24 protein-coding genes are annotated in these 26070 nt (G+C 66.6%); 17 read left to right on the forward strand and 7 right to left on the reverse strand.

What is annotated here, in order from left to right:
• Nucleotides 1–65 precede the first annotated feature (65 nt).
• The 4 genes from BJL86_RS15415 (at nucleotide 66) to BJL86_RS15430 (ending at nucleotide 3346) form a co-directional block, all read left to right on the forward strand.
• Nucleotides 66–500 carry an NfeD family protein gene (locus tag BJL86_RS15415; protein WP_067476404.1) on the forward strand — a complete coding sequence of 145 codons (435 nt, stop codon included), beginning with the start codon at nucleotides 66–68 and terminating at the stop codon, nucleotides 498–500.
• A 94-nt stretch (nucleotides 501–594) separates the two neighbouring features.
• Nucleotides 595–1989 carry an SPFH domain-containing protein gene (locus BJL86_RS15420; RefSeq protein WP_075845092.1) on the forward strand — a complete coding sequence of 465 codons (1395 nt, stop codon included), beginning with the start codon at nucleotides 595–597 and terminating at the stop codon, nucleotides 1987–1989.
• An 83-nt stretch (nucleotides 1990–2072) separates the two neighbouring features.
• Nucleotides 2073–2708 (forward strand): TetR/AcrR family transcriptional regulator, encoded by a 636-nt coding sequence (locus tag BJL86_RS15425; RefSeq protein ID WP_067476408.1) that lies wholly within the window; start codon nucleotides 2073–2075, stop codon nucleotides 2706–2708.
• A 32-nt stretch (nucleotides 2709–2740) separates the two neighbouring features.
• Nucleotides 2741–3346, forward strand: a complete 606-nt coding sequence (locus tag BJL86_RS15430) for a class I SAM-dependent methyltransferase (RefSeq protein ID WP_067476410.1) — start codon at nucleotides 2741–2743, stop codon at nucleotides 3344–3346.
• A 56-nt stretch (nucleotides 3347–3402) separates the two neighbouring features.
• On the opposite strand, the gene pnuC is transcribed toward BJL86_RS15430, so the two are convergent.
• Both pnuC and BJL86_RS15440 read right to left on the reverse strand, forming a co-directional pair.
• The gene (pnuC, locus tag BJL86_RS15435; RefSeq protein ID WP_067476415.1) at nucleotides 3403–4116 is read right to left on the reverse strand and encodes a nicotinamide riboside transporter PnuC; all 714 of its coding nucleotides are present in this window, start codon (nucleotides 4114–4116) and stop codon (nucleotides 3403–3405) included.
• Nucleotides 4113–4607: a Rieske (2Fe-2S) protein gene (locus BJL86_RS15440; RefSeq protein WP_082908626.1), complete on the reverse strand. Its 495-nt coding sequence runs from the start codon at nucleotides 4605–4607 to the stop codon at nucleotides 4113–4115. Before BJL86_RS15440 ends, pnuC begins: the two co-directional genes overlap by 4 nt.
• A 37-nt stretch (nucleotides 4608–4644) precedes the next feature.
• On the opposite strand from BJL86_RS15440, the gene BJL86_RS15445 reads away from it, so the two are divergent.
• Entirely contained in the window at nucleotides 4645–5817 is a 1173-nt protein-coding gene (locus tag BJL86_RS15445; protein ID WP_067476418.1) for a pyridoxal phosphate-dependent aminotransferase, read from the forward strand.
• Here BJL86_RS15445 and BJL86_RS15450 read toward each other — a convergent pair.
• Nucleotides 5804–6457, reverse strand: coding sequence for an SDR family oxidoreductase (locus BJL86_RS15450; protein ID WP_067476421.1), 654 nt, complete (start codon nucleotides 6455–6457; stop codon nucleotides 5804–5806). The two genes, BJL86_RS15445 and BJL86_RS15450, sit on opposite strands and share 14 nt — an antisense overlap.
• A gap of 538 nt (nucleotides 6458–6995) precedes the next feature.
• On the opposite strand from BJL86_RS15450, the gene BJL86_RS15455 reads away from it, so the two are divergent.
• From BJL86_RS15455 to BJL86_RS15465, 3 genes are all read left to right on the forward strand, one after another.
• Nucleotides 6996–8363, forward strand: coding sequence for a L,D-transpeptidase (locus BJL86_RS15455; protein ID WP_082908627.1), 1368 nt, complete (start codon nucleotides 6996–6998; stop codon nucleotides 8361–8363).
• Between the two features lie 236 nt (nucleotides 8364–8599).
• On the forward strand, nucleotides 8600–9076 hold the full coding sequence (locus tag BJL86_RS15460) for a hypothetical protein (protein WP_067476427.1): 477 nt from the start codon (nucleotides 8600–8602) through the stop codon (nucleotides 9074–9076).
• Between the two features lie 25 nt (nucleotides 9077–9101).
• Complete coding sequence (locus tag BJL86_RS15465; RefSeq protein ID WP_067476429.1) at nucleotides 9102–9629, forward strand: RNA polymerase sigma factor; 528 nt, start codon at nucleotides 9102–9104, stop codon at nucleotides 9627–9629.
• A gap of 12 nt (nucleotides 9630–9641) precedes the next feature.
• On the opposite strand, the gene BJL86_RS15470 is transcribed toward BJL86_RS15465, so the two are convergent.
• Nucleotides 9642–11492, reverse strand: a complete 1851-nt coding sequence (locus BJL86_RS15470; RefSeq protein ID WP_197487622.1) for an Hsp70 family protein — start codon at nucleotides 11490–11492, stop codon at nucleotides 9642–9644.
• 349 nt (nucleotides 11493–11841) lie between these two features.
• Here BJL86_RS15470 and BJL86_RS15475 point away from each other — a divergent pair, with 349 nt between their 5' ends.
• The 6 genes from BJL86_RS15475 (at nucleotide 11842) to BJL86_RS15500 (ending at nucleotide 18456) form a co-directional block, all read left to right on the forward strand.
• Nucleotides 11842–12372: a ferritin gene (locus BJL86_RS15475; protein WP_067476433.1), complete on the forward strand. Its 531-nt coding sequence runs from the start codon at nucleotides 11842–11844 to the stop codon at nucleotides 12370–12372.
• 376 nt (nucleotides 12373–12748) lie between these two features.
• Nucleotides 12749–13117: an Ig-like domain-containing protein gene (locus BJL86_RS15480; RefSeq protein WP_067476436.1), complete on the forward strand. Its 369-nt coding sequence runs from the start codon at nucleotides 12749–12751 to the stop codon at nucleotides 13115–13117.
• A 455-nt stretch (nucleotides 13118–13572) separates the two neighbouring features.
• A complete protein-coding gene (locus tag BJL86_RS15485; protein WP_156896136.1) occupies nucleotides 13573–14202 on the forward strand; it encodes a hypothetical protein in 630 nt (209 codons plus the stop codon).
• An 83-nt stretch (nucleotides 14203–14285) separates the two neighbouring features.
• A complete protein-coding gene (locus BJL86_RS15490; protein WP_231887357.1) occupies nucleotides 14286–15011 on the forward strand; it encodes a GTP pyrophosphokinase in 726 nt (241 codons plus the stop codon).
• Between the two features lie 89 nt (nucleotides 15012–15100).
• A complete protein-coding gene (locus BJL86_RS15495) occupies nucleotides 15101–16960 on the forward strand; it encodes a penicillin-binding transpeptidase domain-containing protein (RefSeq protein ID WP_075845094.1) in 1860 nt (619 codons plus the stop codon).
• A gap of 80 nt (nucleotides 16961–17040) precedes the next feature.
• Nucleotides 17041–18456 carry an amidase gene (locus tag BJL86_RS15500; protein ID WP_067478792.1) on the forward strand — a complete coding sequence of 472 codons (1416 nt, stop codon included), beginning with the start codon at nucleotides 17041–17043 and terminating at the stop codon, nucleotides 18454–18456.
• Here BJL86_RS15500 and BJL86_RS15505 read toward each other — a convergent pair.
• The 3 genes from BJL86_RS15505 to BJL86_RS15515 all read right to left on the reverse strand — a co-directional run bounded on the left by BJL86_RS15505 (nucleotide 18453) and on the right by BJL86_RS15515 (nucleotide 22586).
• A complete protein-coding gene (locus BJL86_RS15505) occupies nucleotides 18453–19772 on the reverse strand; it encodes a class I SAM-dependent methyltransferase (protein ID WP_067478795.1) in 1320 nt (439 codons plus the stop codon). The two genes, BJL86_RS15500 and BJL86_RS15505, sit on opposite strands and share 4 nt — an antisense overlap.
• Before the next feature lie 91 nt (nucleotides 19773–19863).
• Nucleotides 19864–21357, reverse strand: a complete 1494-nt coding sequence (locus BJL86_RS15510) for an FAD-binding oxidoreductase (RefSeq protein WP_067478798.1) — start codon at nucleotides 21355–21357, stop codon at nucleotides 19864–19866.
• Nucleotides 21358–21449: 92 nt separating this feature from the next.
• On the reverse strand, nucleotides 21450–22586 hold the full coding sequence (locus BJL86_RS15515; protein ID WP_082908770.1) for a patatin-like phospholipase family protein: 1137 nt from the start codon (nucleotides 22584–22586) through the stop codon (nucleotides 21450–21452).
• A 137-nt stretch (nucleotides 22587–22723) separates the two neighbouring features.
• Here BJL86_RS15515 and BJL86_RS15520 point away from each other — a divergent pair, with 137 nt between their 5' ends.
• From BJL86_RS15520 to BJL86_RS15530, 3 genes are all read left to right on the forward strand, one after another.
• Nucleotides 22724–23920, forward strand: a complete 1197-nt coding sequence (locus BJL86_RS15520; protein ID WP_197487688.1) for a sensor histidine kinase — start codon at nucleotides 22724–22726, stop codon at nucleotides 23918–23920.
• Nucleotides 23917–24573, forward strand: coding sequence for a response regulator (locus tag BJL86_RS15525; RefSeq protein ID WP_067478801.1), 657 nt, complete (start codon nucleotides 23917–23919; stop codon nucleotides 24571–24573). Before BJL86_RS15520 ends, BJL86_RS15525 begins: the two co-directional genes overlap by 4 nt.
• A gap of 95 nt (nucleotides 24574–24668) precedes the next feature.
• Nucleotides 24669–26036 carry a lipase family protein gene (locus tag BJL86_RS15530; protein ID WP_082908772.1) on the forward strand — a complete coding sequence of 456 codons (1368 nt, stop codon included), beginning with the start codon at nucleotides 24669–24671 and terminating at the stop codon, nucleotides 26034–26036.
• The last annotated feature ends 34 nt before the right edge of the window (nucleotides 26037–26070 follow it).

Below are 26070 nucleotides of genomic sequence, written 5' to 3' on the forward strand. Positions count from 1 at the left end.
GGTGGTCGGTGATTGTTTCCTTTCCGTAATAATATGTGCGAAACGGCGCCGGTAGGGTGGGACCCATGCCCGCCTTGATCTGGTTAGCCGCAGCAGTAGGCCTCGCCTTCGCCGAGACCATCGGCGGCGACCTCATCCTGCTCATGCTCGCCGGCGGCGCACTCGGCGGTTCGGGGGCTGCTGCCCTCGGCGCTCCATTGTGGCTCCAGGGCATCGTCTTCGCCGCGGTATCACTGATGCTCATTTTCGTCGTCCGGCCGTTCGCGAAGAAACGGATGCTGGCCGGGGACCCTGCGCACACCAATGTCGATGCGCTCACCGGCCGCGAGGCGGAGGTCACCGGGGAAATCCAGAATTCCACCGGTCTCGTGTCCATCTCCGGGGACGAATGGACGGCCAAATCCCTGGTCCCAGGGGAAACCTTCCGCGTCGGCGAGAAGGTCTGGGTCCACGAGATCGAGGGAGCGACGGCCATAGTCGCCAAGAAATACATCGACTAGCCGGTAATGCACGCCACAAACCACACGATCCCCGTATAAGCGACCCATCCCACTTCCGCCCCGCCGGGCGGCGGAGACGAGAACAGGACCGAACATGGCAGCACTTGTGTTTCTGGTCATCCTGGTTGTGCTTATCGCGGCCATTGTCGCGAGCACGATCAAGCTGATCCCCCAGGCGGAAGCCGCCGTCATCGAACGGCTCGGCCGTTACCACCGCACCGTCAACGGACAGCTCACGCTGCTCATCCCTTTTATCGACCGGATTCGCGCGAAGGTCGACCTGCGTGAGCGGGTCGTCGCGTTCCCGCCCCAGTCGATGATCACCGAGGACAACCTGACGCTGTCCATCGATACCGTTGTCTACTTCCAGGTCACCGACCCGAAGGCCGCGGTGTACGAGATCAATAACTACATCGTCGCCGTCGAGCAGCTCGCCACGACGACACTGCGTAACGTCGTCGGTGGTCTCACGCTCGAACAGACCCTCACCAGCCGCGATATGATCAACAAGCAGCTGCGTGGTGTCCTTGATTCGGAGACGGGCCGCTGGGGCCTGCGCGTCGCGCGCGTCGAGCTGCGCTCAATCGATCCACCGCCGTCCATCCAGGAGTCGATGGAAAAGCAGATGAAGGCGGACCGAGAGAAGCGCGCGATGATCCTCACGGCAGAGGGCCAGCGGGAAGCGTCGATCAAGACCGCCGAGGGCGCAAAGCAGGCCGCGATTCTCGACGCGGAAGGCGCCAAGCAGTCGGCAATCCTCTCTGCTGAGGCAGAGCGGCAGTCGCTCATGCTCCGCGCGCAGGGTGAGCGCGCAGCACGTTACCTCACCGCAGAGGGCGAGGCCGCGGCCATCGCCAAGGTCAACTCGTCGATCAAGGCGTCGAAACCGAGCCCGGAGTTGCTCGCCTACCAATACGTCCAGAACCTCCCCGAGATGGCAAAGGGCGACGCGGCGACGATGTGGATGATCCCGTCGCAGTTCGGCGATTCGCTCGAGACCTTCGCACGCGCCATGGCAAAGAAGGACGAGGAGGGCGTGTTCCGATACGAGGCACCCTCTGCGCCTGTTGAGGAACCGGCGGCGGCGACCCCGCCCGAGGATTGGTTCGACACATCTACCGACCCGACGATTGTCGAGACAGTCAAGCAGGCCGAGGCCGCGGCGCGCAGTACCGAAGAGACCGACTCCGCGGCCGCGGACAAGCGTTCGCGGAAGCCGCGTCCAGAGATCTTCGACAAGGTCCCCGCAGACCAGGGAGGCTCGGCGACGAGCGGGGGCGCGGGCGATCAGCGGGCGATCACCGATCGTCAGCCGCAGGGAAACGACACCTACGGCCGTCACGCCGACCCACAGGCGGGTAATCAGCCACAGCCCAACTGGCACCAGCAGCAAGGGCAACAGCAGCAAGGGCAGCAGGGCCCGGGTCACGGTAACCAGCAGGGCGGCGGTTACTACTTCCCGCCCGGGAACACCCCGCCCCAGCGCTGAGTACAGCAACTTACGCCACCCGCATTCCGAGCGCCCCGACGGACAATGAGTTCCGCCGGGGCGCTCGTGTAATTTTTGAGTTCATGAGACCTAATCCGCTCCTTCCGTTCGACGAAGACACCATCGCGATCCTGCAATCGGCGCGCGAGGTCTTCATCGCCAACGGAGTGAAGGGGACCAACGCCGACGACATCGCCGCCGCCGCGGGAGTCGCCCGGGTGACTCTGTACCGGCGCATCGGACGCATGCAGCAGATCATGGACGCCACCAGCCTTCTGGAACTCACAGAGCTCGCCATGGACGTGGAAGAGTCCTTCGTGCCCTACGATTCCATCGAATGGGATCCGGTCCGGCACATCGAGGACATCTTCGATTACACGCTGACCTACTTCCGCGAATCCCGGTACATCGAGGCGATCATCCGTTTCGACTCCGGCCTCACCACGACGGCGATGATGGAGAATTCCCGCCAGGACTTCAATGTGATCACCGAATGGCTGTCGCGAATCCTGCGTAATACCTGGGCTTCCGACATTCATTCGCGCCAGTTGTCCGACGAGGAAATCCAGGGCCGTTCACGGGCGCTCGGCGCGATGCTCGGGCACTTCCTGCAATCGCTGGTGCTGCTTCCCGATGGCCCACCGGACCTCGATTCGTCGGAAAAGACCCGCGAGTACGCTCGCGTATACATGGCCCCGATTTTTCTCATCCGCCGCTAGGTTCGGCGTTCGACGACAACCAAGGAGTGAGGGTGAACCCTTCCGTGCCCAACGAGCAGTATCTTGCGCACCCCGACCCGTGGGGAACGACGCCCGCGGCGACGGTTGTCGCCGAGGTGGCCTCGGCCATGGAGGCTGGGCTCGGCGTCGGCACGGCAGTGGACCTCGGTTGCGGCGACGGCCGCCACTCGCGCTGGCTCGCCGGCCTGGGATGGCAGGTCGACGCGATCGACGTCGACGAGGATATTATCTCGAGCGCTCGGGAACGGGATTCGGACGACGGCCGGACCGGGCACGTCGACTGGATTGCTGGAGACGCGTTGTCGTGGTCGCCGAGCAGCCCGGTGGAGCTCGTCGTGATCGGGTTCGTGCACCTACCGTTGCAGCGGCTCCGCGAGGTGATCGCGCGCGCCGCAGGCTGGCTCGCCCCCGGCGGGCACCTGCTGTTCGTGGGGCACGCGGCCGAGAATCTGCGCCGCGGGGTGGGCGGGCCCAAGGACCCCTCGACGCTCCCGGAGCTCGGAGACCTCGCGGCCGGGGCGGCCGGTCTTCGCGTGCTCTCCCTGCGCCACGAGCTGCGGCCCGCCGGTACGGCCACGGCAGTCGACGCCGTTCTCCACGCGACGACGTGGGAGTGACTGGCCGGGGAGGATCGGCGGCTCCGACGTCATAGGCGGGTGTGTCGCGTGTTCGGCTATACGGCGTCGCCGGGAGATGGGTCCGGCGCGAGCGAGCGGGCGGCGTGGAACCTTCGGCCCACGCGCCACCACACGATAAAGCCCCAGAGCACGAAGCCGGCGTAGACGATGTAGAGCACCGCCGACGGGTAATAGCCGGCGGTGAGGAGGAGCGGCACGCCGACGATGTCGACGGCGAGCCACAGCAGCCAGAATTCTGTCCAGCCGCGCGCCATTCCGTAGGTCGCTAGCAACGAGCCCATGAAAATCCACGCGTCGGCGACCGGCCCCCACGAGCCGAGAGCTCGGAAAAGGACGCTGAGCGCCGCCGTGCCGACGAGCATCGCGACGACGAGGCCGATGCGCTCGCGCCGCGAGGCCCACTTCGGGACGACGGCCTCCTGCCCCGCGTAGTCGAGACCGAGCGCGCGTGCGCGGCGCTTGCCCAGCGACCACGTCCACCAGCCATAGACGCTGACGGCGAGGAACATGATCTGCCGGCCGGCCTGGCCGTACAGGTCCAGGTTCTGCGGGGTGTGGAAGACGCCGCCGAGGAACACCGTGAGCAGCAAGCCATTGCCCACGATGCCGACCGGCCACGCCCAGACCTGCCTGCGCATACCTCCGATAGCCGAGGCGAGGCCGAAGAGATTGCCGACGATCTCGCGCCACAGGATCGGAATCCCTGCGATGAGGAGTTGGGCGTCGAGGAGGTCGACGAGAACGCTCACTCCCCGATCACCAGCTGGTCCCCTTCGGCGCGGATCGCGACCTCATCCAGCGGCCGCTCGGCAGGCGGGTTGGTGACCGCGCCGGTAGTGGCGTCGAACTGGGAACCGTGAAGTGGACAGCGCAAGGAAGTCTCTCCGACGAGCTTGACCTTCGCGCCCTGGTGGGTGCAGGCGGCGGAGAAGGCGACGAATTCGCCGGCGGTCGGCTGCGCGACGACCACGGAGCCGCCCTCGTCGCCGGCGTCGACGATGGTGGCCCCTCCGACGGGGACATCACCGGCGGACAGCGTCGTCTCGGGGACCGAAACAGAGGTCTGGGCGGTGGATTGCGCCTCGCGCGGCGACATCGAGCCCGAGCAGGCGGCCAGCGCGCCGGGGAGGACCACCAGGCCCGGAATTCCCGCCAGCAGCGCGCGCCGCGTGCACGGCGCCGGAATCACGTCCGGCGCGGCAGTGGTCGTTCGGCGAACGTCATCGTGTTCCTTGCCCATGTCTAGAGATGCTAGTCCTCTCCCTACACTGGGCCACATGACGGTTCAACGGCTCCTCCCCCACGCGTCGACGATCTTCGCCGAGGTCTCAGACGCGGCGCGCACACATCAGGCGATCAACCTCGGGCAGGGATTTCCGGACACCGAGGGGCCCCAATCGATGTTGCAGGTGGCGGCCGACGTCATCGCCGCCGGCGGCCACAACCAATACGCGCCCGGCCGAGGCGTTCAGGAGCTGCGGAACGCCGTGTCCACGCAGATCTCCCGCGATGAGGGGCTGACCTACGATCCGGACACGGAGATCCTCGTGACGGTCGGCGCGACCGAGGGCATCGCGTCGGCGCTGCTCGGGCTCGTCGAGCCCGGCTCGGAGGTCGTCGTGATCGAACCGTATTACGATTCCTACGCAGCTTGCGTGGATCTTGCGGGGGCACGACGTCGGACGGTCCCGCTCGTTCCGGCCGGCGAGACCTTCGTCCTCGACCGCGATGCGCTGGCGGCCGCTTGTTCGAATGCGACGTCCGCCGTCATCGTAAATTCCCCGCACAATCCCACAGGGGCCGTGCTCTCCGATGGGGATCTCGAGGCGATCGCGGCGGAGTGTCGCGAGCACGACATCATCGCCATTTCCGACGAGGTCTACGAGCACCTCGTGTTCGATGGCGCCCGGCACCGGTCCATCGCGCGCTTCGAGGGCATGCGCGAGCGCACCGTGCGTGTGTCGAGCGCCGCAAAATCGCTGAGCTGCACCGGCTGGAAGATCGGCTGGATCACAGCGCCCGCGGACCTGATCGCCGGTGCAATGGCGGCCAAGCAATATCTCAGCTTCAGCTCCGGCACGCCGCTGCAAATCGCGGTCGCCCACGCGCTCGAGCACGAGCAGGCGTGGATCGGCGAATTGCGGGCGCAGCTGCAGGCGCAACGGGATCAGCTCTATGCGGCGCTCACCGGGCTCGGCATGGGGGTCTCGCACTGCGTGGGGACGTACTTCCTCGCAGCCGATGCGCGGCCTCTCGGCTACTCCGATGCGACGGAGCTATGCCGCAGAATGCCGCGCGAGATCGGCGTCGCGGCGGTGCCGTTCTCCCCGTTCGTCGACGCCGGGAGCGCCGGGGCGTGGTCGCACCTCACGCGCTTCGCGTTCTGCAAGCGCCCCGAGGTCCTCGCGGATGCCGCGGAGCGCCTGTCCACGCTGCCTATTCGCGGGTGAGCGCCTCGCCGATGGGGGTCGGGCCATCGGAGAACTCGATCGTGCGGTTCTCCGTGTCCGGCCGGTGGAGGCAAGCAGCGATGACCGCGGCGACGTTGCCACGGCTGGTCTTGCGATCCTCCCGCTTGTCCTCGCCGATGCCGATCGAATCCGTCGGCTCATCGAGCGTGAGTTTGCCGGGCCCGAGAATCGTCCACTTGAGTTCCGTTCCCCGCAGGTGCTCATCCGCCGCGGCCTTGGCCTGCGCGTACGGATAGAACGAATCGGTGGGGTCCACGCCGTGATTCGGCCCGGCGCCGTCATACGAGACGATGATGTAGCGCTCTACCCCGGCGGCCTGGGCGGCATCCATCGAGCGGATTGCCGCGTCCCGGTCGACGGCGTAGGTGCGGTCCGGGTTGCCACCCCCGGCGCCCGCGGAGAAGATCACCGCGTCGGTGCCGGTGAAGGCCTTGGTGAGAGCGGCGACGTCGGCGCTCTCAATATCGAGGACTGTCGGATCCGCCCCGACCTCCTTGACGTCGTCCGCGTGGTCGGGATTACGAATGAGTGACGTGACCGAATCGCCGTGGTCAGTGAGCAGCCGGGCGGCTCGCAGTGCGATCTTTCCGTGGCCGCCGATGATTGTGTAGTGAGACATGCCCCCGGTCTACCACTTTCGCTCGAGATGGCATCCGGCGTGAGATCACCCCGCCTTCCCACCCCGCACGCGTCGCCGGGGAAGGATTGCATGTGATTATTCACACTCGTCACTTTTGTAACATTCGGCCCTAGCTACTGGTCGATGCGAAATTACCGGACGCAACTCCACATTTGAATAAGTAAATACTCATATTGGCAGATAACAACTGTATAAACGAGTGGCGAACGAGCGCCGTGAGCTTGGATACTGGCGATCGAGACGGCACAATAGGAAACGCTGCGCACATCCACGGATATATACAAGTCGGCCCCATATGGGGAGCGAAGGAACTTTATCTTTCGGCGCGGAATCCAAGTGAATAAGTCGGGAACCACGCTGTCGGCAAGCAGATGTCGGAAGCGGGCACGGGCGCCTGTAACGGCGACTCCGTCCGCGGCTCCTACACTTTTGCCCGGCACGTGCGCGACATGACGACATACGCACGATTAGTACGACAGAACTATCAACGAGCAATTTCGATCAGAGGTTTAGCACGATGAGAAGGCTCCGCCAGCGGGCAACGTATTCAGCGGCCGTGATGACAGCTGTCGCCGCCCTTGCCCTTGGAGGCTGCACCATCCCGACGGATGGAGGCAACGGCGACAACCAGGCCGAAGAGCAGGCGACGCCCGCCACGATCAATTATTCATTCGATGAAGACGCCGCGGATGTCGAGCCGAATGGCGCCGAGATCTCCGTCGAGGACGGCACGCTCGAAGAGGTTGTGGTGGTACCGAGCCAGCCGGGCGAGTACTCGGGCCCCACCCCGGCCGCGAACGTCTCGTCGCTCGCACAGCCGGAGGATGAGGAAAGCGGCGAGGACGCCGAGTCGACGTCGACCACCGCTGAGGAGTCGGCGGATCTCATTCCCGCGGACGACCCGAATGCTGTCGCCGGAACGGTGTCGGAGGACGACACCTCGTGGACCCCCGACGGCCCGCTCGACTTCGGCCAGCACTACACCGCCCAGGTGACCTACGCGGGCGCGGACGGCGAATCGCAGTCCGAGACGCGCGATTTCACCGTCGTCAGCCCCGATTACATCGCCACCCCGACGTTGATGTCCTCGGGCGGTGGGTCGATCGAGAGCGATCGCGAATACGGCGTCGGACTGGTGATGTCCGTCCGTTTCGACCAGGCTCCGACGGACCGCAAGGCTGCCGAAGAGCGCATGAAGGTCGAGACCGACAACCCCGACGTCGAGGGCAGCTGGTACTGGATCACCCCGACCCAGGCGGACTGGCGTCCGCGCGAGTACTACCCGTCGGGCACCAACGTGTCCGTGGACATCGACGTGGCCGGCGTCGATCTCGGTGAGGGCATGTACGGCGGCGGCGAGCGCCAGACGGCGAACTTCACGATCGGCGCGAAGCGCGAGGCGATCGTCGACGACTCCGACAAGATCCTTCGCATGTACGAGAACGGCGAGCTCGTCGGCGAGCTGCCGACGTCCATGGGCAAAGGCGGCTACGAGACGCACAATGGCGTATCGATGCACTTCTGGACCCCGGAGGGCACCTACACGGTGCTCGACAAGTCCCCGAGCGTCGTGATGGATTCCGAGACCTACGGATTCCCGATCGCCAATGGCGGCTACAAGACGACGGTCGCGCACGGCGTGCGCCTGTCCAACGACGGCATCTACACGCACGCCCTCGACAACATCTGGGCCCAAGGCGTGCAGAACACCTCGCACGGCTGCCTCAACCTCTCGCCCGCCAATGCCCAGATCTACTACGACTGGGCCGTGGCCGGAGACGTGCTCCAGGTCCACAACACCGGCGGGCCCGAGCTCGAACCGTGGGCCAACGGCGACTGGAACATCCCCTGGGAGGAATGGCAGACCGGTCAGGCCGACTTCTAGTTCGCGGCCGCGCCATCGCTCGGGTGGCTTTCCAAAGTGCGGGGGCATCTACGGATGCCCCCGCACTTTTCGCAGGTAGAAAGATCCGAACTCTACGATTGTCTCCACATGGTAAAGAATGGGGAATCCGTTCGGAACATTGAGACCGCCCGGTGCATCTCAATGTTCAGATCAGCTATACCCGTCAAGCGGAACTCATTTACAGCTACCGCTGAACCTGCATTGGAGAACGTGCAGTGAACACACAACCGGAACCAACTCCGGCAGACGACAATGGGCTCGGCCTTGCCGACCTCGCTCCGGCGGAACTGCCGGCCGATTTCTGGGAGCACGCGCTCGCAGTAGCCGTCGACCCTTCCACACCACCGCCCGAGGACATCGAGGTCCCCGGCGATGCCGACCTCGCCTCGGATCCGGATCTCGCCGATGACGGCGCCGTGCCGGATCCCGCCGGCGATGACGTCGACCTGTCGGAGTTCGACGACGAGCCCTCCGCCCCGGACGACGATCCGCTCGCCGCGGATGACTCGGACGCCGCCGCCGACGATGTGAACGATATCGACTCCACGGAGCCCGAATCGGATATTCTGGCGCCACCCGAAACGCCGATCGACCAGCCGGAATTGACCGAGCCCTACCCAGATTCGGCGGACTTAGGTACCGTCGAACAAGACGAAGGGGCCTCAGGTTTAGACGATCCTTCGGCGTTCTGACGACTGACACGAAGGGGAACCGGGCGTGCAATCCACCGACACCGAGCTGCTCGAACGCGCTCGGACGGGCGATCAGAACGCGTTCGCAGAGCTCGTCGGCCGGTACCGCGGGCGCACGTGGGCCGTGTGCCTACGTATCGCTGGAAACCAGCACGACGCAGAGGATGCCCTGCAGAATGCTCTGACCGCCGCCTGGCAGAACCTCGACAAGTTCCGTGGCGATGCCAAGTTCTCCACCTGGATTCACCGCATCGCTGCGAACGCGGCGCTCGCCGTCATTCGCAAGCGCCGGGACATGCCCGACGAGAACATCGACACCGACCTCGCCTCGAGCGCACCCCGCATCGATGAGCGAGTCGTCGTGGTCGAGGCCGTCCAAGACGCGCTGACAAAGCTCCCCGAAGCCTTTCGCGAGGCGATCGTCCTGCGCGAATACGCCGAACTCACCTACTCCGATATCGCCGCGCACCAAGGTGTTCCCGTCCAGACGGTGAAGAGCCGCATCAACCGCGCGCGGACCCAGCTGCGGGAGATCCTCGAACCCGTCATGTAGCGCGGCACAACGCTACATCGCGGCGAAGCCGCTCGATTCCCACAGAGTTTCGGCCGCGGCCACATCGCCCGGGAAGAACGAGTCGAGGATGAGGTGGTTCGCCGTGTTGACCACGAGGAGCGAGAGGAACCCCTGCCCCTCCTGTATGAAGCCGAGAACGTTGCCGCTGTCCGACGTCATCTCCGTGACCTTGATTCGGCTCTCCGGGTTCGCGGCGTCGGCGCGCTGCTCGTCGACCAGTGAAATCGCTGCGACCTCATCGACGTAGGCCGGGAACGAGTATGACGACTTCTCGCCGAGTGCGCCGGCCTCGTTGTCCGCCATGCACTGGGCGCCCGGAACGGTCTTGCCCGATGGCGCGGTCTGTTCCTTGGCCTCGCACGTGGTGACGTTGCGCATCGCCTCCGGGAGAGCTGCGGTGATGCCGTCGGGCCCCTCGCCCACCGGATCGGTGACGAAGGATTCCGCGCCGCCGAATCCGCCGCTCGTGAGGAAGTAGGTGCCTCCGACGGCGACCGCGACGGCCACAACGGCCGCGCCGATTACCGCGGCCAACTTTCCTCCGCTGAGCCCGCCGCTCTTCTTCTTGCTGCCGCTCCCGGCTTGGGGGGACGCCGCCTGGTGTGGACCGGCGACATTTTGCTGTGGCCCCTGTGCGGGCCCGGAGCCGTCGAGCGCCGGGGCCGGCGCGAAACCGTGCTGGGCGAAGTTGTAGTCCTCGGACTGCGCTGGAGGCTGCATCTGCTCGACTCGCAGCGCGCCGAGGAGTGCGCCCTGGGCCACGACGGTTTTCGGGTCGTCGAGGGTGGCGACCGGCGCGAACTCGGACAGACGCGAGTGGATCAGCGGGACCTGGCTCGACCCGCCCGTGAGATACAGCGCCCGCAGGCCATTCTGCGCAACTCCGCCGTCAGACATGGCCTGCCAGGTGAGCTCGACCGCGCGCTGGATCTCCGCGCCGATGAGTCCGTCGAATTCCGCGCGGGTGAGCAGGAGCGTCTCGGCCCCCACAGACGTCGACACGGAAATCGAGGCGGAGGCTTCCTCGGAGAGAACCTCCTTTGCGGCGCGGACCGAGATATCTAGGGCGCGAAGCGACGAGGTCGACGCGCCCGAACGCAGATGTTCGGCAAGCGGTGGGTTGGAGTCGTCGAGCTGGGAGAAGACCCATTCGCGGATGAGCGCGTCGAAGTTTCGGCCGCCGATACCGTTGTCGCCGCGCGCGGCGAGAATGCGGAAGTCGCCACCCGGGACGGCCTCCAGAATGGCGATGTCGAGGGTTCCGCCGCCAAAGTCGAATACGCCGATGCGCTCGCCCGGCTGCAGGTTCGAGGTGGTCGTGTAATAAGTGGCGGCCGCGCGCGGCTCCGACACGAAAAGCAGCGAATCGGGGTCGATCCCCGCGCGGCGGGACGCCTCCTTGAGCGCGAGCAGCGCCGAATCGTCCCAGGCCTCCGGGTGCGTGAGCACCACCTTTTCCGGCGGGATATCTCCGTGCTTGCGGCAGGCCGAGCGGTAGGCGACGTGAAGCACGGCGGCGAAGAGGTCGACGACCGCGACCTCGCGGTCTCGTAGCCGCACCGTGTTACTGCCGATGGCGCGTTTGGGGAATGGCATGAACCCTGACGCGTCACCTTCCGCGCGGTTCGCCGCCGCGGCGCCCGCCGCGATCGCGCCGCTCGGCTCGGCGTACACCGCCGACGGCAACAGATTGCCGCCGTGCGTGAGCGCCACGGGCTCGACCTCACCACTCCTCGGCGACGTATGCGCTGCCGCCGTATTGGACGTGCCGAAGTCGATCGCTAGCTTCCATCCACCGGCCACTCGCGCCTCCCGCGTCGACGTATGTAATTCGGTCTCCATTGTGCCCGGCGGCCCTGCGGCCCCTCTCAGGCGGCGAGGGGCTGCGCCGCGCGGGTGCGAAAACCACGAGCGTGAACCCTCACCGGAGGTATGTCGTCCCCCACGGCCCGAAGTGTTTCGTCGCGGTACCGGACCGCAGAGCAGATCCGGCCGCGAAATCCTTAGGATCACACACCCTTTTTGGTGTAAGTGGAGCCTGCCCTCCACTCGATTAAGGGGGGCTGCGAACTTATACCCACTCGGGTGGAAAACACGTTCTCGCTGGTGGCCGTGCAAATTTGATCGGCGTATGGTTTCTACCAAAGCAAGACGGAAACAACAACCGACAAAGATGAGAGGAAGGCACATCATGGCTTCCAAGTTCCACAATCTTCTCCGCGAGCAGATCGCCAACGAGTTCGGCGCTATGCAGCAGTACGTCGCCATCGCCGTGTGGGCCGATGCCAGCGACCTCCCGCAGATCGCCTCGCAGTTCTACGCACACTCGCTCGGCGAGCGTAACCACGCGATGATGATGGTCCAGTACCTCCTCGACCGCGGCGAGTCCTACGAGGTCAGCGCCATCGAAGCCCCGCGCAACGCCTTCGAGTCGCCGCTCGACGCATACAAGGCCGCCCAGGCCCACGAGGTCAAGGTCACCGGCCAGATCGAGGCACTTTTCCATGCCGCACGCGAGGAGAACGACCCCCTCGGCGAGCAGTTCATCCTCTGGTTCCTGCGCGAGCAGGTCGAAGAGGTCGCCAACATGGACACGATGGTCACCATCGCCGAGCGTGCGGGCGACAACTGGTTCGACGTCGAGCGTCACCTCGCTCGCGAGGGCGGCGGAGCCTCCTCGAACACCGGCACCCCGCCGGCCGCTGCGGGCGGCGCGATCTAATTCGCCCCCTGGGGCGCACTCGCCCCGAGCACTGATTCCGCGATGACGGCGGAGGATCGGATCCTCCGCCGTCATCGCTATTTCTTCGGTTTTTCTCCTCGGCTTCCGGGCGCGCGCGGGTCCGGGCCGCGGAATAAATAAGTGCTCATTGTGCACACCGCGGTGCATACTGCACGTATCCGGCCGCGGGTGCCCAGCGCGTCCTCGGCGACAGCATTTTCCCGGGGAGGGGGCGGACATGGAGCGGTTGGATTCGGCGGCGCCCAGGGCGCGAGCCTTCCGCCGTGTGGGCTGCGCGTTGTTTACCGCCGCGGCCGCGTACGCCCTCGCGGGATGTTCCGTCGGACCTCCCGAAGGAGCAGGGAGCAGCGCCACGGTGAGCCCGGCGCCGGCGTCCGCCGTCATCACCATCCCGGGTGCGGCCGGAGAGCCACTCTCGCCCGGTTCTCCCATCCGCGTGGAAGCCTCCGGCGGCTTCCTCACCGACGTCTCGGTCTCACGGGACAGCGACGACGCAAGCATCTCAGGGGCCGCGGTCGAGCAGACGCAGGGGCGCACGACCGCGTGGGCGACGACCGAGCCGCTCGGCGCGAACGAATCGTTCACAGTTGACGCGGTCGCCGAGAATCCGGCCGGCACAACGACCGAGAAGCAACTGCAGGTGAGTACGGCACCCGCCGACGTTTCCGTTCCGGCCCCCTCCGCGAGCGCCGGATCCACGACCGGGGACGACCCCGACCTCTGATGTGGCGCGCGAGATATTCGCTCGCGCTCACTCTCGCTTACATTGGGCGGTACATTCGCGCAGAAAACCCGTGCACTCGCAGCATTGCAGGATCGCGGAGAACCTGAATCAGCACGTGAAAATAAATAAATCTGCGTATTCTCCCTGCGGCGCGCTCCGATCCCGCACGATTCGACGGATACGAACGTGTGCACCTCGCGACACTTGCGCACCATCGATGCGCCAGAACACTTTCCGCAGTTCAAAGCCTATTTCCTCGCCACGAACCTAGAGGGGCGTGTTGCTGGTGTGACAGTTGTGACGTATGTGGTTTTTCGCGTCCACGCCCGGATTTACACAGAATAAGGAAACTGAGTCTTCGTTTCCGGGTGTTGATTCCCGCTTGCACGGCCCCTTACGTTGGTCCCGCGAACATTTCGAGGCCCTACCCAGAGCCAAGATGAAAGGACCGCACTGTGAACACTCGTCGTAAGAGCTTTGCAATCGCCACCGGAGCGATGGCCGCCGCCACCGTGATCGGCGCAGGACCGGCCGGCGCCCAGGAGGCGCCCGCCGCCCCCGCACCCGAGCAGGCCGAACAGGCGCCCGTCGACGGCGCACTTGAGGATGCCGCCCCCGAGGCGCAGCAGGACACCCCCGCCGACGATACGACCGGCGAAGCGGCACCGGCCGAGGGCGATGCGGAAGCACCGGGTGCAGAATGCGGTCTCGACGCCGAGGCAATCGCCGAGGAGACCCCTGCGCCCGAGGACTTCGAGGGCGACTTCCCGGGCTGGACCGTTGAAAACGTCGCGAGCTCGTGCGGAAACCTCGGCGCCGTGGAGCTCTCCACCGAGGGCGCAACCGGCTCCTCGCCGACGAAGGTCGTGCTGGTCAACGCCGGCACCCCGACGAAGACCCAGCCCGAAGGCAACACGACGCTCGGCCAGCAGTTCTTCGACTTCGCCGCCGTCGTCAACGAGAAGCAGGCCCCGGAAGGCGACGACCCGAACGCCGAGGCGCCGCAAACGCAGTCCATCTACGTGTGGAACCCGCTGGCAGGCGACGTCGTCGGCGCTCCGATCCCCGCCGGCTCCAGCATCTGATTTAAGGTCTTCGCACCCACTTCTACGAGGCGTCCCAGTGTCCTCCTGGGGCGCCTTGTGGTTGTTTAGGCACACTGGTGACTGTGAGTACGACAGCTGAAAACGTTCCGGACCCCGACGGCCCTCTCCTCCCCTTCGAGGGCCGCGACGCCGACGGAGCACCGTCACCCGAGGTGCTGGAGAGCGCATTCGAGGCGGGCAGAAAGCTCAACGAGGGCTTCATGCCGTACAGATTCGCGATCCAGGAGGTCCTGACCAAGTTGCAGATCCTCCGCGACGAGATCTCGATCCGCGAGCAATACAGCCCTATCGAGCACATTTCCGACCGGGTCAAGAGCCTCGATTCGATCGTCGGAAAGCTGCGGCGACGCGGCCTACCGCTGAGCGTGACGTCCATGCACGAGAACCTCACCGATATCGCGGGCGTTCGGGTGACCTGCTCGTTCATCGGCGACACGTACCGAATGCAGCAACTGCTCGATGCGCAACCGGACATACGGACGATCGAGCTCAAGGATTACATCGCCGAACCCAAGCCCAACGGATACCGCGGCCTGCACGCGATCATGGAGACCCCTGTGCACCTGTCGACGGGGTCCGAGCCGGTCAAGGTGGAGATCCAATTCCGAACGATCGCGATGGACTTCTGGGCGAGTCTGGAACACAAGACCTTCTATAAATACGACCGCGATGTCCCCTCCCGACTGCTCGCCGAGCTTACCGAGGCGGCAGAAACCGCCAACCTCCTCGATAAGAGGATGGAGTCGATCCATCGCGAGATCCGCGGCGCAGGGACGACGAAACTCTAAGCGCCGCCGAAATATTCATACCTAACATTGGCGTAACGACGCACCGTCACACCTCCACGTGACCTCCGAAGTGCCTAGTATTTGCAACCATGGCACCTGTAACTCGTCCTTCCCGTCGGCCATGGACTCGGCTTTCCGCAGCCGCCCTTGCCGCGACGCTTGCTCTCGGTGGCTGTTCGGTCTTCAGCCCGGACAACGGATCGTCCGAGCTCGATTCCTTTATCGAGGCGTTGAACAACGAGGACGCCGGGGCTGCGGCAGTCCTGACCAGCAATCCGGAAGCCGCGCGCGCGTCCATCGAGAAATCGATTTCGGGGCTGACAACGGACGAACAGGGTCCCGACCTCGAGATCGATCGTGGCGACGGAGACCTCCCGGACGGAACGGTGTCGCTGGGAATGACGTGGAATCTCGCCCCTGACCGCGACGGCAACCCCCGCACGATCACCGGCACGGGTGCCGCCGAAATGACGAAGGTAGGCGAGGAGTGGAAGGTCGAGTGGTCCCCGGCCGTGCTCGACGACCGTTTCGGCGAGGGCGATTCGCTACTGCTGAAGAACGAGCTGGACTACTCGGGCCGCGTCCTCGCCGCCGACGGCTCGCCATCCATGGAGTGGTTGCCGGTGACCAACGTGCAGATCCCCACCTCCGCGATCGGCCCGGAGTCGCAGGCGCCCGAGCAGGTAGCCGCACTGGTCGGGCAGCAATTTCCGGAAATCACCGCACAGTCGATTCGTGACGGCGCCCAGCGCGCCATCGACGGCGCCGCGGAATCCGGCGAGGAAGAACCGGAGAACTACACGGTCGTCAGCCTCCGCGAAGAGGACATTGCGCCGATCCGGGAGCAGCTCGCTGGCACCGAGAACGTGATCCTCGACGAAGACCACAGGCTGATCAGTGTCGGGCTCCCCTCGCCCGCGATGAGTTCGGTCGAGGAGCCGCTGCGCGAACGCATGGGCGAGCGCGGAGGATGGTCCGCGGGAATCGCCTCCTCCGGCGTCATCCGCGAAGAGTTGGCGTCCGCCGCGCCCGAGCCCATCGGTGACATCACCACCACGCTCGATCCGGCTATCCAGTCCGCGGCGCAATCGGCGGTCTCCGGCAGCGGATTCGCATCGTCGATCGTCGCGATCCGGTCGTCCACGGGCGAGGTGGTCGCCGTCGCACAGAACGACTCGGCGAGCTCGCTCGGCCCGGTCGCGCTGCAGGGCCATTTCCCTCCGGGGTCGACGTTCAAGGTGGTCACGACCTCGGCGGCGCTCGGCGCCGGCGTCGTCGGAGCGAACGACACCGTCTCGTGCCCCGGCGTAGCCAGCGTCGACGGGCGCACGATCCCCAACGAGGACGAATTCGCGCTCGGCCAGGTCTCGATGGGAACCGCGTTCGCCCGCTCGTGCAACACGACTCAGGCGATGCTGTCCTCGGGGCTCACCGACACCGCGCTGCGCGATACCGCCGCCCAGCTCGGCATCGGCACGGAGATGACCATCCCGGGGCTCGACGCCTACACGGGCGAGGTGCCGGTTGCCGAGCAGGGACCGGCGCGCGTCGAGGCTTCAATCGGACAGGGCACTGTCACGGCCAGCCCCTTCGGCCTCGCGCTGATGTCGGCGTCGGTCGCCGCGGGCGGTAACCTCGTGCTCCCCACGTTCTTCCAGGGCGAGCCCGCGACCGTCCCGAACCCGCCGGCGCCGCTCGACCCGGCCGTGGCGAGCACGATTCAGGACTACATGCGCCAGGTCGTCACCTCGGGCACCGGGACGGGCGCCGGCGGAATCCCCGACCTACGGGGCAAGACCGGAACTGCGGAAACCGGGATGGGCGACCCGCACGGCTGGTTCACCGGTTACGCCGGCGACCTCGCGTTCGCGGTGCTCATGCAGGAGGCGGACAGCTCCAAGCCGGCGGTGTCGATGGCCGCGAACTTCCTTTCCCAGGCGCCGTACTAGCCCCTCTTGTACACTCGTCCAAAATGACACGCGGTGTTAATCCCGCGAGTCGAGGCGCACGAGGCGAGGTACTTTCGGCCATGGCAACACGAGTTCATTCGTTCACCGACGACGCTCTGGGCACACTCGACGCCACCGGGATCGCCGAGGCGATCGGCGCGGGCGCGATGAGCGCGGCCGAGGCCGCCGAGGCCGCGATCGCCCGGGTCGAGAGCGTCAATCCGCAGCTGGGTGCGACGGCCTTCGAGTGTTTCGACCGCGCCCGCGCGCAGACGTCCGGCTCGCTCGGGTCCGGCCCGTTCGCGGGCGTGCCGTCGATGGTCAAGGACAACACCGATATCGCCGGCCTGCCCAGCTGCCATGGTTCGGCCGCCATCCGCCCGCATCCGGCGAAGGTCGACTTTCCCTCCGGCGCGCAGTATCTCGCCCAGGGTTTCGCGCTTCTCGGCAAGACGACGCTTTGCGAGTACGGGCTCACCGCGAGCACCGAATGGGTCGACCGCGAACCCACCCGCAACCCCTGGAACACCTACTATTCCGTCGGCGCATCGTCCGGCGGGTCCGCGGCACTCGTCGCTTCGGGCGCCCTGCCGATAGCCCACGCGAATGACGGCGGAGGAAGCATCCGCATCCCCGCCGCGGCCGCCGGCCTCGTCGGATTGAAGCCGAGCCGAGAGCGTCATCTCGACCAGCCCGGTGTACGCCGGCTACCGGTGAATCTCGTCGCCGAGGGTGCGCTCACCCGTACCGTCCGGGACACCGCGCGGTTCATGGCGGGAATGGAGGCCACAGCGCCGAGCCCCGACCTGCCGCGTATCGGCAACGTCACCGGTCCCGGCGAACGGCGCCTTGAGATCGGGGTGCTGCGCACCTCCGACCTCACCACTGTCGCCCCAGAGGTCGTCGCCACCGTGGATTCCGTAGCGGAGCTTCTCGTCGCCGCCGGGCACCGCGTCAGCGAGATCGCCCCGCCCGCCGGTGTGCAGTTCTCCCGCGACTTCACGCTGTATTGGGGCCTGTCTGCGGCGCTCCTCATGCTCGAGAGCACTCTGAGCCACGGCCGGCATTTCGATCCTCGTAAGCTCGACCCGTTCACCAAGGGACTCGCCAAGCACTGGGCCAAGAACATCCACAAGACTGCGCCCGCGGTGCGACGTCTTCGCGAGATACCCGCGCTCTACGACGCGGCGTTCGAGGATCTCGACCTCATCCTCAGCCCGACGCTGAGCCACCCCACGCCGAAGCTCGGCGTCATGTCGCCGGCACTCGGCTTCGAGGAACTGTTCGATCGGCTCGAGAAGTACGTCAGCTTCACTCCGTTCAACAACGTCGGCGGCGGGCCCGCGATCTCGCTTCCTCACGGCGCGACGAGCAACGGCATGCCCGGTTCGGTGCACTTCAGCGCTGCCCGCGGGGACGAGGCCACTCTGCTGCAGATCGCGTTCGAGCTGGAGGAAGCCTCGCCGTTCCCCGACATCACCAAGGCTTCGCCTTAGGCCTCCCACCAGGGGCGCAGCGGCACCGTCCACGACTTCCCCGCCTCGTCGTCAAGATTGACGAGCAGGAACTGGTGGAGCTGGATCACGTTGGTCTCGAATCCGTACTGGCACGCGCCCATGTACAGGCCCCACAGTTTCGCCATCGGTAGGCCGACCTCCTCGACCGCCTCGTCCCAGTGGGCCTCTAGGTTCTTGCACCAATCGCGCAGCGTGAAGGCGTAGTGGGGGCGAAGGTTCTCGGAGTGGATGGTCTCGAAACCGGCGTTCTCGGCCTCGGCCGAGATGATCGACGGCCCGGCGAGCTCGCCGTCTGGGAAGATGTAGCGATCGATGAAGGCTCCGGCCTTCGTCGTGCGCGAGTTCTCGGGCCGCGTGATCGAGTGGTTGAGTAGCAGCCCGCCGGGCTTGAGCAGGCTGCGCAGCTTGCCGAAGTACGACGAGTAGTTATCGCGGCCGATATGCTCGGTGATGCCGATGGAACTGATCGCATCGAACTGCCCCTCGGGCACGTCGCGATAGTCCTGCAGCCGCACCTCGGCGAACTCGCCCAGGCCCTGCTTCTCGATCTCGGCCTGTGCCCAGCTGGCCTGCTCTTTCGATAGGGTCACGCCGATCGCGTGCACGCCGCGGCGTGCCGCGTAGCGCACCATTCCGCCCCAACCGCAACCGACGTCGAGAAGCCGGTCCCCGGCCTTCAGCCCGAGCTTGTCGAACACGAGGCGATACTTGTTTTCCTGCGCGGTCTCCAGCGAGGCCCCGGCGTTCGGGTAGCAGGCACACGTGTAGGTCATCGACTCGCCGAGTACCCACTCGTAGAATTTGTTGGACACGTCGTAGTGGTACGAGACGGCCTTCGAGTCGCGCTCCTTGGAGTGCCGCTGCAGACCCGAGAGGGCACGCCGCCACGGCGGCATGACTTCCATCTCCGGCACCGGCACGCCTGGGTTGACGTTCTTCAACCCCACCGACTTCGCGATGCGCAGCGCGGTTGCGAGGTCCGGCTTGTGCGCCATCTTCTTGCGCAGGATCTCGAGCGCGCCGAAAATATCGTGCGGCGCCGCCGGGTGCACCCCGTCGACCTCGATCGATCCGGTGAGATAGGCGCGGGCCAGACCGAGGTCGCCGGGCGCGAGGACGAACTGTTGCAGCGCCTCGGGAGAGACAAGCCGCACTACCAACGGGCAGACGGCAGGCCCGAACGAGCTGCCGTCGTAAGCCTCGATGCGCACCGGCGACGCCTCACCGTCGGCAACGGAAGAAATGATCTCGCCAATCGTCATCGGCTCGGCTCCGGTGCCGGCCTTGCGCCCCATCAACAACGCTCTACCTCCGAAAGTGCTTTATCTTTTTATCGCTATCAGTCTCGACGCGCCGGCGACGCGAATGTGCGCCGCTCGCCGCGAATCACCGTGCGCGCACGGTCTTGTCATACAACGTGGGGAACCGCCCGTCGGGGTCGAATTCCGCCTTGAGTCGGTCGGCGTGCTCCCCGCCGTAAAGCGCGGCGAAGGTCGCTTCGTCGTAGAAGGCATCGGAGTACAGGGACTTGTGTCCGCCGAGCTTCGACACCTCTTCTTCGATACGCACGTTCCACGCGTTCTCGCTCGTGCCCGGCTCGATCGGGGCCGACGACCAGAAACCGATGTTGACGTAGGTGGTTCCTGATTCGAGAGGGTACAGCGGCCACGGCCTACCCGCGCCGGGACCAGCCCCGGCCGTGGTGGCATCGCCCTTGTCGAGCAGTCGCAGCGGGCACAGCCACAGCGGCTCGATCGGCACCTCGCGCAGGAACCAGGAGATGAAATCCGGCAGCCGGTCGATGGTCACCTCGACATCCTGCACCACGCGCTCACGCGGGCCCTCGCCCTTGAGCGCGCCGATCTTATTGCCGAGGTCGTATTTGTGGTCGAGTCCGATGATTTTCCAGTAGAACGACGAGCGCAGCAGCTGCTGCGGCCAGAATTTGCGCACCTTCGGGTTCTGCGTGCCGAAGGCCCGGGAGCACCAGAACCAGTCGGTGTCCCAGCGCCACAGGTAGTCGCGGATCCGCAGCACGTCGGTGGCCACGCCGGAGGGGTGCTGCAGCGATCGATAGTAGATCGCCTGCTTGTCGCCGATGCCGTCGTAGCGCGAGGGCCGAGAGTCCGCCCCGATCTCGTCCGCGGACACCATTCGGCCGAAGCTCAGGTACATCTCGTCGCCGGAGAACACGACGCCGTCGATAAAGTCGACGCCCTCGCCGTCATAGGCCTTATTTGTGACGGCGGAGTCCAGCGCCTTCGTCAGTTCGGCGATGTCGTGGAAGCGGACGTGGCGCACTGCCACGTACTCGGCCACCGGTACGAGCGTGATCTTCAGGCGCAGCGAATACCCGAGCGAACCGTAGGAGTTGGGGAATCCGCGGTAGAGGGACTGCTCGCGCTCGCTGCCCCCGGGCCGGGCCGTGACGATCTCGCCGGTGCCGGTGAGGATATCCATTTCGAGCACCGATTCGTGCGGCAGGCCGAGCGCGAACGAGGTGGCCTCGATCCCGAGCCCGGTGACGGCGCCGCCGAGGGTGATCGTCTTGAGCTGCGGCACCACGTGCGGCATGAGACCGAACGGTAGCGTCGCGTCGACGAGATCCTCGTAGGTGCACATGCCCTGCACGTCCGCGGTGCGAGCTTCCGGGTCGACCGAGATGACCTTCGTGAGCCCCGAGGTGTCGAGCCCCGGGCCCTGCGCGGACTGGCGGGCGCGGAACAGGTTAGAGGTTTTCTTCGCCAGGCGAACGCGGCGCTCGGCCGGAATGGCGCGGAAGCTCGCGAGCATCCGCTCGACTCCCTCGGCATGTGCACTCTCCCCGACGATGAGCGTGGACTGTGCCGTGCCGGACTGCGCGAGGGATGTTGATGCCATACCGACCACAGTAGACCCGCCGCTCGCGGCGCCGCCAAGCGGAAGGGGCGTTTTTCACATCCTCGTTACCGGCGATTTCCCCATCGGTCGCCCTAGAGCTTTTCGCGGTCCAACGCCTCGGTACATAGGTCGTGCCCGACGCCGATCACGTATTCGGCGCGGTGGAAGTCGAACGCGGTGCACGTGCTCGCCGGCACCGAGATGTGGATATCCGGGGGGTTCCCGGCGAGGCGGTACCCGGTGATCACGGCCTCGACCGCGTCGAGCGCCTGCACGACGACGTCGAACATGCCCAGAGATTTCGGCAGCGTACCGTACGTCTCCGCGACCGCGCCGGGCGAGATCGCGTGGTCGAGCTCGTCGCTCACCATCTCCTCCGCGGCGTCGTAGTTCGACGTGGCGCCGGCGTCTGCGACCATCTCGGGCGAGACCTTGCCGGCGAGCCGCTTACGCACCTTCGTGCCCGCCTGGGTCTTGCCGACCTCCCAGTCCTCGAGCGCGGGCAGTAGGCGGTTGGCGATAAAGCGGGTCATCTCCCGGTCGAACATCTCCGAGGTCGCCGCCCGCAGCCGCGTCGCCCGGTCCTCGATCCGGTGCGGGGCATCGTCGGCCTTCTTCACCTTCGCCTCGATGTCCTCCTCGGCCTCGTCGGAGGACTCGTTGATCACCGAGCCGAGGGCATCTCCACGCCGACCGGTGAGCGAGACGGCGACCATGATGTCCGCGTTCGTCGCGATCAGCGGCTCGACCGGCACCGGGTTCATCACCCCGCCGTCAATAAGCAGCCGCTCCCCCACCACAGCGGGCGTGATCACCGAGGGAATCGCGAAAGAGGCGCGCATCGCCACGTCCATCGGCCCGCGCGTGAACCACACCTCGCGCCGCGAATGCATGTCCGTCGCCACGGCGGTGAACGGGATGCGGGCGTTCTCGATGCGTGCGCCGTCGAGGATCTTCGACAAGCGCTGCATCACCCGCCGTGCGCGCATCGCGCCACCGCCGGTGAGGGCCGGATCGATGAGCCGCACGACATCGCGCTGCGTCAGCGGGCGCACCCACTCCTCGAACTCGTCGAGCTTGCCCGCGGCATAAAGTCCGCCGACAACCGCACCCATCGACGACCCGGAAATCGCCACGATCTCGTGCCCCCGCGCCTCGAGCTCGCGGATCACGCCGATGTGCGCGTACCCGCGCGCACCGCCGGATCCCAGCGCCAATGCCACTCGCATTTTCGGGCGCACCTCCTCGATTCGAGCGTCTACTCCCGTGCCCTGCGCACGTCTTCCGCCCCCATTGTCCTCCACGTTCCGCCCCGCGTAACCCGTACACGCTGATTCGCATCGGGAGAACACGTAAGTTCAGGGGCATGATCGACGCCCCATCAGGCACCGCGCACCAGGCGCCCGACCACGTCATGCTCGCCCTCAACTGGGCGCTGCACGCCCTGTTCGCGGGACTGTGGCTGGTCGCGGTCGTACAGGCCTTTTCGCTGGATGACGGCGAACGGCTGTTCTCTCTCGCCGCCGCATCCTGCCTGCTCCTGGTCTACGGCCTCGGGGCGGTCCTGCCGCGCCTGGCCCGCGGACAGGGGGCGCTCCTGTGGGTCGCGGCTCTCGTTGTGCTGTGGACGCTGCTCATCGTCCACGTTCCCTCGGCGGCCTACCTCGCGTTCCCGCTGTTCTTCCTGTGCCTGCACGTGCTGCCGCTACGTTCGGGCTCGCTCGCGGTGGTCCTCGTTTGTGTGATCGCCGTGGTCACCATTGGCACCCAACAGGAGTGGACGATCGGTGGAGTCGCCGGGCCGACGGTCGCGGCGGCCGCGGCGATCGCGGTGGCCGTCGGTTATCGCTCGCTCATGGACACACGGGCCGAGCTCGCGGCGAAAGAGCGTGCGGCGGGACAGGAGGCCGAGCGGACGCGGCTGGCCGGGGAAATCCACGACACCATCGCACAGGAATTGGCGAGCATCCAGATGCTGCTGCGCGCCGTCGAGCGTTCGGCCCCCGAGCACCCGTCGATCGACGACATCCGCCTGGCCCGCGAGACGGCGGGAAATTCGCTGCACGAGGCTCGCCGGGTCGTCGCCGCCCTGCGCCCGGCGGTACTCGAGGGTACGACGCTCGCGGGTGCGCTCGAGCGCGTCGCACTGCACGCGCCCGCACTCCCGGACGGCACCCGCCCGCGCGTGCGGGTCACGGGCACCGGGGACGTCGACGGCGGGGTGCGGGTGTCCTCGGCGCTCGTGCGGATCGCACAGGAGGCGGTGTCGAACGCGGTGCGGCATGGACATGCGACGCAGATCGAGGTCTCGGCGACCCGCGCCCGCGACGGCATCGAGCTGATCGTCCGCGATAATGGAACCGGCTTCGACACCGCCCGGCTGGGCGAGGCCGAGGGTTTCGGGCTCGAGAACATGCGCCTACGTCTCGACGAGCTCGGCGGCCGGCTGAGCATCGACTCCCAGCCCGGGGTGGGAACGGTCCTGGGCGCCACCGCACCTGTACGAATGGTCGCAGGCGACGGCGACCTCGCTGCGGCCTCGAAGGAGGATTCCACGCGATGAGCACGATCCGGTTACTTCTCGCGGACGACCACGCGGTCGTCCGACGCGGCCTCGCCGCACTCGTCGGGGCCGAGGACGATCTCGAGGTCGTCGCCGAGGCGTCGACGTCGAAGGCGGCAATCGAGCGCGCCCGCATCGGCGACATCGATGTCGTCCTCATGGACCTGCGCTTCGGGGAGGTCGGAGAGCTGGGCTCTACCCCGGGCGGGGTGGAGGCGACGCGCGCGATCCGGTCCCGCGAGGACGCGCCCGCGGTGCTCGTGGTCACGGCCTACGATTCCGACCCCGAGATCCTCGGCGCCATCGAGGCCGGCGCGGTTGGTTACATGCTCAAGGATGCCGAACCCGATCAGCTCGTCGGGGCGATCCGCGCGGCGGCGCGTGGCGAATCGGCGCTGGCCCCGGCCGTGCAGGCGACGCTGATGGGTAACCTGCGCACCGGCCGTCAGGCGCATCCGGACACCGAGCTCTCGCCGCGCGAGCACGAGGTCCTCAAGGCGGTCGCGTCGGGCGAGACGAACCGGAAGATCGCGCGCGAGCTCGGCGTCTCCGAGGCGACGATCAAAACTCACCTCACTCACGTGTTCGGCAAGCTCGACGTCTCCTCGCGCACAGCCGCAGTCGCCAAGGGGCGCGAACTCGGCCTTCTCTAGCACCTCCACACACAAGGCACTCCGGCACCGACTCGCGCGGAACGAAAACCCCGAAAAGCCCTCGGGCGGGGGTCGAAATTCGTATCGTGAGCGCCATGAATACGACTCAGCTCACTCCGCCTGACGCAGGCGCGTCGCGAACGCCCTCAGCCCTTCGCCGAGGGCTCCGGACCATCGCGGCAGGCACGTGCGCACTTGCGCTCGCCGGCACCGGCGCTGCGGCGATGGCGCCGACGGCCTCCGCCCAGTCGGTGTCCGATAACGGCTTCACCCATCCCGATTTCTATGCACCCCCGGCCGAACTCCCCGGTGGGGAGACCGGACAGATCATTCGCTCCGAGCCCATGCACCTCGCGCTCGATGGACTCCCGGGACTGTGGAAGGGCGATGCGCAGCGCATCATGTACACCTCTGTGGGCGCGCGCGGCGGGGAGGTGCCCGTCACCGGCACCTACATCCGCTCCACCGCACCCGCGCCGGGCGGCGAGCGCCCGCTCGCCGTCGTCGCCCCGGGCACCCAGGGCGCCGGCGACCAGTGCGCGCCCTCCCGCAACTTCGAGACCGGCATCAACGTGGCCACGTCCCCTCCGAGCCTGTCCCCGGGCTACGAGGCGCTCGCCGCGTGGACGCTTGTCGACCGCGGCTTCGACGTGCTCGTCACCGACTACGAGGGCCTCGGCACGCCGGGGCAGCACACCTACGTCCACAGCGACGCCCAGGCCCACGCCGTGCTCGACGGAGCGCGCTCGGCGATCGCGGCGTCCGATGGCCGCCTGTCGCCCGAATCCCCGGTCGTTGTCACCGGCTATTCGCAGGGCGGAGGCGCGGCCGCCGCTGGAGCCGAAGCCGCACCCGAGTACGCGCCCGAGCTCAACCTCAAGGGCGTCAACGCCTCCGCACCGCCGCTCGATCTGCGCGCCACGCTCAAGCAGGTCGACGGCAATCTCATCGCCGGAGTCATCGGCTACGCGGTCAACTCCTTCGTCGCCGCCGAACCCGAGCTCGAGACCGTGCTCGACGAGGAGCTCAGCGACGCGGGTCGCCACATGCTCGACAAGACGGCGAACCAGTGCATCGGCGACTCGATCCTCACCTTCCCGCTGAGGTCGACCAACGAGTTCACCGCCACCGGCGAATCCCTCGACCAGATCATCGAGCGGCGCCCGGAACTGCGCGAGCTCATGGACAGTCAACGGCTGGGGCAGAAGGCACCCGCGGTCCCGGTTCGCCTGCAGGGCAACCTCAACGACGACGTCATCCCCTACGAGCCGATCAAGAATGCCGCGGCCACGTGGTGCGCCGGGGGCACGGACGTCGAGTTCGTCACCGACGGGCTCCCGCCGATCGTCCCGCGTTCGGCGATCAATCACATGACCCCGTATCTCACCAACATCAACACGGTGAACGACTACCTCGTCGATCGCGTGCTCGACCGGCCTGCACCACAGAACTGCGCGGGTTGACGAATCGCTCACGGGGCGGGAAAGCTCGATAACC

This window comes from Dietzia timorensis (genome assembly GCF_001659785.1).
Taxonomy (GTDB): Bacteria; Actinomycetota; Actinomycetes; order Mycobacteriales; family Mycobacteriaceae; genus Dietzia; species Dietzia timorensis.